The organism is Rhizobium pisi (genome assembly GCF_003938655.1).
Taxonomy (GTDB): Bacteria; Pseudomonadota; Alphaproteobacteria; order Rhizobiales; family Rhizobiaceae; genus Rhizobium; species Rhizobium pisi.
Genome location: NZ_RJJT01000034.1, coordinates 47,425 through 55,141, shown reverse-complemented (window position 1 = coordinate 55,141; position 7,717 = coordinate 47,425). Strand labels below are relative to the sequence as shown.

The following is a 7,717-nucleotide window of genomic DNA, read 5'->3' as shown; positions in this document are numbered from 1 at the left end:
CGACATCGTCGACCTGCTGCCGTTCAACTTCGCCAGAACCGAAGCCGCCTGACACAATACGATTCCAAACGTTGATCCGATGCCAATCAACGGGTTGGCGTCAACGTGCAGCGAAAATCGCGCTTACGAACAGTGGGCAAAGGTTCACAAAGTTTATCGTGGCATGGACGGCTGGATCGATGAGGCTAAGATACCGCGCTGGTACGGGACAACCGACGAGGAGCCATATATCACCGCTTCAGCTGAGCCGAGCGGTCTTGTTTTTGAAGGTAATGTCGAGCCTATTTTGTGGACGGGTTGGATATCGGTCATCTGTGCGAGGTTGACGATAGCGCTCGGCACCACTGTTCATGATGCAGAAATGTAGAAGCGGTTCCCGACGTTGGCTTGAATGACTTATAATGGCGCATTGTTTCCATCTCCGTCACAGGGCAATCTTCAACACGGGACAATGCGTTAAAGTCAAGGTGCTAAGCAACCAGCGCTTACAGTTTTTACGGGTCGCGAAGTCTCTATACCGTGCGGAAAGTGCTGCCCTTAGATCCGCGCTAAACGAGACTCTTGGGAAATCTCCGGCGCGTAAGCCAGAACAGAACGCCGGCGCAGTATAGGATAAATCCCCCTGGCATTGCGCGCCGCAAAACATCTCGTATTTCCGGCGAAACCTTTAAAGGATAAAAGAAATCAGCCCGATCCGCGGGTATCATAAACATGAACACCAAGGCAAAGCCGCCAAGTGCAACGCAAATCCACCCCATGGTTCTCGGAGAGATCATAAATCCGAAAAATTTCATATGTTTATTGGGTGGCTCATACAGCGGTGCAACAGTCAATGCGCCCACTCTGTCTCGTATGGTACAGTGGAATTTGAGAGACTCCCCCTCGCCCGAATGCAAGATCTCGATCTTTACGCCTTCCTTTGGCGCGAAAAAATCAAATTTCGCTACGAGAGTCTTAGCGTCCTCCTGCAAATTCAAACTCGCTTTATTTTCAGGCCTCGAAGATCTGATTAACTCGTAGTTTAAAATACGACCGTCTCCCTCTAGCTTAAATATTAGTGAGCCATCGTCAGCAATATCATTTGGAATCAACCTATCACGACCAATATTCCAGACGATAAATTGCGAGAGAGTTACTCGCCTCAATACAATATCATCGAATATTATTTTCAATTTATTAGATAGCTGTGGGCTGCGATTTCCAACAAAGTTGGTATGCCTGAAATAGCAGAAGATCCCTCGTTTTGGTTTTGAAAGTATATATAGCCAAACCGTTACAATAATACCGACAACGCCTAACCCCGCTCCTATCAGAAATTGCGGTTCAACAAGGCTGGCTAAATTCATAGAAGTAGGTCTCCAAAAGACGTCTGGAAAGAACGTTCATTCTGAACAATACTGTTAAAGAATGGCAACTATAGAATGCATTTTTTTCTGCGCAAGTGTCCCAGCGCGCAAATCAATCGCACTCTTGATAAGGGTGAGATCAGTGGTTCAATCCCACTCGGCAGTACCAGTTTTCTTTAGAAAAACAGGGGGCTATGACAGAACATGCTCGCCCATCTATTGGGCAACTCGTCTGCAACGCAGAACGGAACGCCAATCGCGGCGAAAATCTTTACAGTGAGTTCGAAATCTGTTCTGGAGTTTTCACGGGCGAAACGAGCAACGCGACCGAATGACCTTGACCCCGCGATACCCTTTTGCTCGCAACTCATCCGAAACCTCATCGACCGTGCGCGTGTTATTGGGGCCGACGATCACTTCGGCAATCGCCCCGCTTGGATCCCACCGGCCGGACCTGTACCTCCCAAACTGCATATCGAAGTACGGCACTTCAACATCGCCCCTTGTCCGAAGTAGTGGGTCACGAGCGGGGATCTCTGTCCCGTCACGAAGAATTCCTACCGGGATATTCACTTTTCCATCGACCGATGGTCGAGACATACTCGAAAAAATCAGTCGAACCTCGTCCTCATGCTGCCAGGTGTCCTCTTTGGTTGCTGTGATTAGACTGAGAAGCGAGGTTACGGCACCAATTCGCAGTGCAATATCATCCTGGCGACCAACCAATGGCGCTGCAATTTCGGCCACTGCAGTATGCAACGCGCCGAGATGCTCGGACTGCACGTATCTGACACGCTGGACACGCAGAGACATGTGATCAAAAGCTGAAGGTCGGAACCCAATGCAATATCCCCTTCCACGGTCCGTGTACTCTTGCCACATGGGAAGCTTGTCGGACTGGAGGGACAAGCTGAACGAGTGCATCCAAAACCGCTGCCGCAGAGTTTGGAGTTGAACCTTCATGCCGGCATAGGCGGCACGGACTTGAGGCAATGCTTCCTCGCGTATCACTTCCATGAGTACACGATCCACGATCTCAGCAAGCTGGAGTTCCTTTGGATCGTTTGCGTATTGGAGATCACTTAGCCAAATTGAACCGTTCGAAGTAATGCCGGCGAAACCAGCAGCGGAACAGGAGTGATAAAGCATCGAGGTTGGTCGATAGTCGTAGAAAGCCATGGTTCTCGAATCAGAAGAGTTAGATCTCATCCACTACATTGACTTGAGCACCTTGACATCAGTTTCGACAGCAATGTCATAGGTACGCCTTCCTTCATCGCCCTTCAGCCCCATCCCCTCACCCCTCCAACTCCACAATCGCACACCCATACCCCTCAAGCTCCAGCCTCCCCGCCACCATCTTCTCCCCATCCAGCAGATCCCGCCCGGCCGGCACGCCGCCCACCATCACCGCCTGATCCGTATAATTCTGCACAAACAGCAGCCGCCGCTCCTCGTTCATCCGCATCGTCACCTCCACACCCTCGGGCAGCCCGCCGACCAGCGGCTCGATACCGGCAGGCGTAAACAGGCGTTCGGTCAGCGCCTCGGTCAGCTCAGGCGTGAGATAGGTGCCGAGATAGACCACCTGGCCCTTGCCGACCTTGCGGGAGGTCGCCATCGGCTGGCCCTCGGCGTAGCGGTTGGACCAGGCGGCGATCACCTCGACGTCGGGCTCGATGGTGAGGTTTTCGTAGAAATGGCCGGCCGTCATTTCGCGGTTGCCGATCTTGAAGCGGCGGTGGCGGCGGTTGCTTTCGGCAGGCTTGGCGGGCGGAATGACAAGTCCGCCGGAGCGCTCCATCACGTCGAAGAGCCCGTTGGCGCCGGGGGCGGCGAGACGGCCGAAATCTTCCACGCGCACGCCCGTCAGCTTGGAAAGCGCGGTCCCGGGCGCGGTCTCGCGGATGACGTGGTTATCCCCAGTGCGGGTGCCGGTGCGCGCGCCGATGACGACGGTGCCGCCTGCTTCGGCGAAGGCTTCGAGCTTTGCCGTCCATTCGTCCTTCCACATCACCCAGTGCGGGACATAGAAGAGCTTCAGCCTGGAAAGATCGTCCTCGGGATGGATGAAGCCGCAGGCAATCCCCCTGTCATAGCAGTGCTGATGCAGCAGGATCGCATCGTCCTGCGGGCTCGGCAGGCCGATCGGATAGGTCTTGTGGGCTTCCTGATTGTCGAAATCCGAGCCGGCAATGCCGACATCCATGCGCACATAGGTGCCGAGGATCTTGGGCTCCAGCGCCGTCATCTCGCTCGCAAAGCGCTTGGCCTCCTCATAGCGATGGCGGCCGATATCGTCGTGGTCGATGATGCCCATCCAGTAGATCTCGGCGCCGAAATGGGCGGGCCGCCAGCGGAAGAACATCAGGCCATCGGCGCCATGGGCAACCGAGGAGAGCGCCATGCGGCGCAGCTCCCCCGGCTCCGGCGTCAGCGTGCAGAAGCCCGGCTGGCTGCCGAAGCCCGATTGCTGCTCGGGAACGATGTAATTGCCGGAGAAACCGCGGCAGATATCGAGGTGCAGCGCCTGCACCTTGGCGTGGTTTCCAAGCCGCTGGAACTCGTCATAGAGCAAGGGATAGATGTCGTAGCCGACGAAATCGAGATCCTTGCTGAACTGGCCGCGGAAATCGATATCCCTCAGGCCCCCGAGATTGTGGAAGACGAACCAGCTGGGTTTCACATCCCGCAGGATCTCCACCTGGTCGTGCTGGAAGCGCGCCGTGGAGAAGGCGAGGAAGCGGTGGTAATCCTGCACATGGCCGGGGCTCGGAAAGGTCGGGCCGAATTCGATCGGCAGCACCACCTGATCGAAGCTGTCATAGGCCGTCGCCCAGAAATCGCCGCCCCAGGCCGCGTTGAGCTTTGATATCTCGCCGTATTTGCCGGCAAGGTATGCCTGGAATTCGGTGAGCGTCGCCTGGGAAAAGCTCTCCGGCATGCTGGTGTTCAGCTCGTTGTCGGTCTGCCAGCCGACGACGAAAGGATTGTCGCGATAGTGCTCGGCCATCGCCCTGGTGATGCGCCGGCTGTGCTCGCGGAAAAGGGGGCTTGCCGTGTCGCAGTGCTGGCGCGAGCCGTGGCTCATCGGCCGACCCTTGCCGTCGACCCTTAAAATTTCAGGGTGTGCTGCCGTCAGCCAGCGCGGCGGGGTCGCCGTCGGCGTGCACATGATCGTGTCGATGCCGTAGCGCCCGAGCATTGATATGGCGCGGTCGAAGAGATCGAAATTGTAGGCGCCGAGCTTCGGTTCCAGAATGTGCCAGGCGAATTCGGCCATGCGCACGACGTTGAAGCCGGCCTTCGCCATGCGCTCGGCGTCGCGCTCCCAATAGCTTTCGTCGACATGCTCGGGATAATGCGGCGCACCGACGAGAAAGCGATCTGTCTTGACGGTGTTCCATACGGAGAGGGTCTTGTCGGACACGGGCTGATCTTTCCTATCTGTCGAGAATGGTCTTGCGGGCGCTGATCGTGCGGCCGCCGTCGGGGGAAAAGAGATAGAGTTCGCTGGCATCGAGCTTCAGCGCCACCTTCTGGCCGGCGGCAAAGGGCGCGACGTAGCTGAGCTGGGCGGTGATGTTGCCGGTGCCGCTTTCCGAGGCGATGGTGCGGAGATTGCCGGCATCGACATAGAGAATGGTCTCGCGGCCGAGATGCTCGACGAGGCGCACCTCGCCATGCACGGCCCCGTCCCCACTGCCCTCGGCAACCACGGAGATCGCCTCCGGCCGCACGCCGAGCGTGAGGCCTGTGCCTTTCGCAAGCGTCGTCGGCTGGGCAAGCTCCACCGTCAACGGTGCAAGGCCGGGTGCGGAAACGGTGACGCTACGGCCAGACACATCATCGAGGGTGACGCCGAGGAAATTCATGCGCGGCGCGCCGAGGAAGCCGGCGACGAAGAGATTGTCGGGGTTGCGGTAAAGCTCCAGCGGCGATCCCACCTGCTCGATGATGCCCTGGTTCAACACGACGATGCGGCTTGCCATGGTCATCGCCTCCACCTGGTCGTGGGTGACGTAGACCATGGTGGCGCCGAGTTCGGCATGCAGGCTGCTGAGTTCCACGCGCATCTGGGTGCGGAGCGCCGCATCGAGGTTCGACAGCGGCTCGTCGAACAGGAAGACCTCGGGCGAGCGGGTGATCGCCCGGCCGATCGCCACGCGCTGACGCTGCCCGCCGGAAAGCTGCTTCGGCCGCTTTTCCAACTGGTCGGTGATCCTGAGGATCTTGGCGGCGCGGGCGACCGCCGCATCGATCTCCGCCTTCGGGCGCTTCGCCATTCTGAGGCCGAAGCCCATATTCTCAGCCACCGTCATATGCGGATAGAGCGCATAGGACTGGAACACCATGGCGATGCCGCGTTCGCCCGGTTCCTGCCGGCTGACATCGCGGCCGTTGATCAGGATCTGGCCTGAAGAGATCGCCTCCAGCCCGGCGATCGATTTCAGCAGCGTGGACTTGCCGCAGCCGGATGGTCCGACCATGACGATGAACTCGCCCTGCGCCACGGAAAGATCGATGCCGCGCAGCGCATGATAGGCGCCGTAATTCTTGTTGATCTCGCGGAGTTCGAGACTGGTCATATCCTGGCCCTCTCTTGTTGAAACGGAAGACGCTCGCTCATCCCTTCACCGCGCCCATGGTCAGGCCGGCGATGAAATGCCGCTGCATCAGGAAGAACATCACGACGGGCGGCACGGCGACGACGATGGTGCCCGCGGAAATCAGGTTCCAGGCCGAGACCCACTCGCCGCGCAGATTGGCAAGGCCCGCCGTAACCGGCTTGACGCTGTCGCTGACGGTCAGCACCACGGCCCAGAAATAATCGTTCCAGACGAAGGTGAAGATCAGGATGGCAAGGGCGGCAAGCGCCGGCTTGACCAGCGGGATCACCACATGCACCAGCGTCTGGAACGGGGAAGCGCCTTCGGCGCGCGCCGCCTGGAACAGCTCGTCGGGAAGGGCTGCGATGAAATTGCGCATGAAGAGTGTCGCAAAGCCCGTCTGGAAGGCGACGTGGAAGATGATCAGCGCTGCCGTCGTATCAATCAGGTCGAGCTGCACCATCAGGTCGCGCACCGGGATCATCATGATCTGGTGCGGCAGGAAATTGCCGCCGACGAAGAGCGCGAAGATCAGCATGTTGCCGCGAAAGCGGTAGCGCGACAGCACGAAGCCGGCGAGCGTCGACAGCACCAGCACGCCGATGACAGAGGGAATGGTGATCGTCAGGCTGTTGAGGAAATAGCGCGCCATCGGCGTGTCGGTGAAGACGGCCCGGTAATTGTCGATGACGCCGATCTCGGTCGGCCAGCCCCAGAGATTGCCGCCCATCACATCCGCCGTCGAGCGGAAGGAGGTCAGCACGATCGCAAACAGCGGGCAGAGCCAGGCCAAGAGCACGATGACGACGGCGAGCACATAGACGCGGCGCTGCCAGATCGCGGTTTCGGGAATGGGACGAGGATACATCAGCCTCCCCTCTCTTCGCTGCGGATGATGTGGGTGAGATACCAGGCGATGAAGACGGCCATGATCACGAAGAGCACCGTGGCGATCGCCGCGCTATAGCCGAAGCGGTAGGAAAAGATCGATTGCTCGTACATCTGGTAGGCAAGCACCGAGGAGGAGCCGAACGGCCCGCCTGCGGTCATGACCGAGATCATGTCGAATGAGCGGAGCGCCCCGACCACGGTCACGGCAATGGCGATGAAGGTCACCTGCGTCAGCTGCGGCAGCACGATGTGGCGCAGCATGTTCCAGCCCCTCGCCCCGTCCACGCGGCCCGCCCCGATCAGCTCTTCGCTCAAGTTGTTGAGACCGGCGAGATAGAGCACCATGCAGAAGGTGATCTGCGGCCAGAGGGCTGCAATGACGATCGCGAAGGTCACGAAATGCTCGTCGGAAAGAACCGCCGGCGCCACCGCCCCGAAAGCCCGGAAGATCAGCGCGAGCAGCCCGAACTCCGGCGTATAGACCCAGGTGAAAACAACTCCGACGGTGACCGAGGCGAGCACCAGCGGAATGAAGAACAGCGACTTCAGGAAGCGCATGCCTGCGATTTTCTGGTTGACCAGCAGCGCGATGGCAAGCCCGATCGGCGGCGCCGCCATGAACATGACGAGCCAGATCAGGTTGTTCTTCAGCGACACGTAGAATTGCGGATCGCTGTAGAGCTCGATGTAATTGCCAAGCCCGATCCAGACCATCGGCCCGAAGCCATCCCACTCGTGAAAGCTGATCCAGACACTCCTGACCGCCGACAGCAGGATGACGATGAAGAATAGCAGGATCGCCGGCGCGATAAGCAAAACCGGGGTAAGCCACCACCGCTGGCGGCGCCATAATGTCTGCATTTTGAGAAC

At 58.5% G+C, this 7,717-nt stretch carries 6 protein-coding genes; all 6 read right to left on the bottom strand.

The features are described from left to right. Positions 1–548 precede the first annotated feature (548 nt). Positions 549–1,346, bottom strand: coding sequence for a hypothetical protein (locus tag EFD55_RS30605; protein WP_125850544.1), 798 nt, complete (start codon positions 1,344–1,346; stop codon positions 549–551). 303 nt (positions 1,347–1,649) lie between these two features. Then, complete coding sequence (locus EFD55_RS30600; protein ID WP_165504905.1) at positions 1,650–2,525, bottom strand: DUF2971 domain-containing protein; 876 nt, start codon at positions 2,523–2,525, stop codon at positions 1,650–1,652. A gap of 118 nt (positions 2,526–2,643) precedes the next feature. Further along, entirely contained in the window at positions 2,644–4,776 is a 2,133-nt protein-coding gene (locus EFD55_RS30595; RefSeq protein ID WP_125850540.1) for a beta-galactosidase, read from the bottom strand. A 13-nt stretch (positions 4,777–4,789) separates the two neighbouring features. Then, the gene (locus EFD55_RS30590; RefSeq protein WP_125850538.1) at positions 4,790–5,935 is read right to left on the bottom strand and encodes an ABC transporter ATP-binding protein; all 1,146 of its coding nucleotides are present in this window, start codon (positions 5,933–5,935) and stop codon (positions 4,790–4,792) included. A gap of 37 nt (positions 5,936–5,972) precedes the next feature. Further along, entirely contained in the window at positions 5,973–6,824 is an 852-nt protein-coding gene (locus tag EFD55_RS30585; protein ID WP_125850536.1) for a carbohydrate ABC transporter permease, read from the bottom strand. Further along, positions 6,824–7,708, bottom strand: coding sequence for a carbohydrate ABC transporter permease (locus EFD55_RS30580; RefSeq protein WP_125850534.1), 885 nt, complete (start codon positions 7,706–7,708; stop codon positions 6,824–6,826). Before EFD55_RS30580 ends, EFD55_RS30585 begins: the two co-directional genes overlap by 1 nt. Positions 7,709–7,717 lie beyond the last annotated feature (9 nt).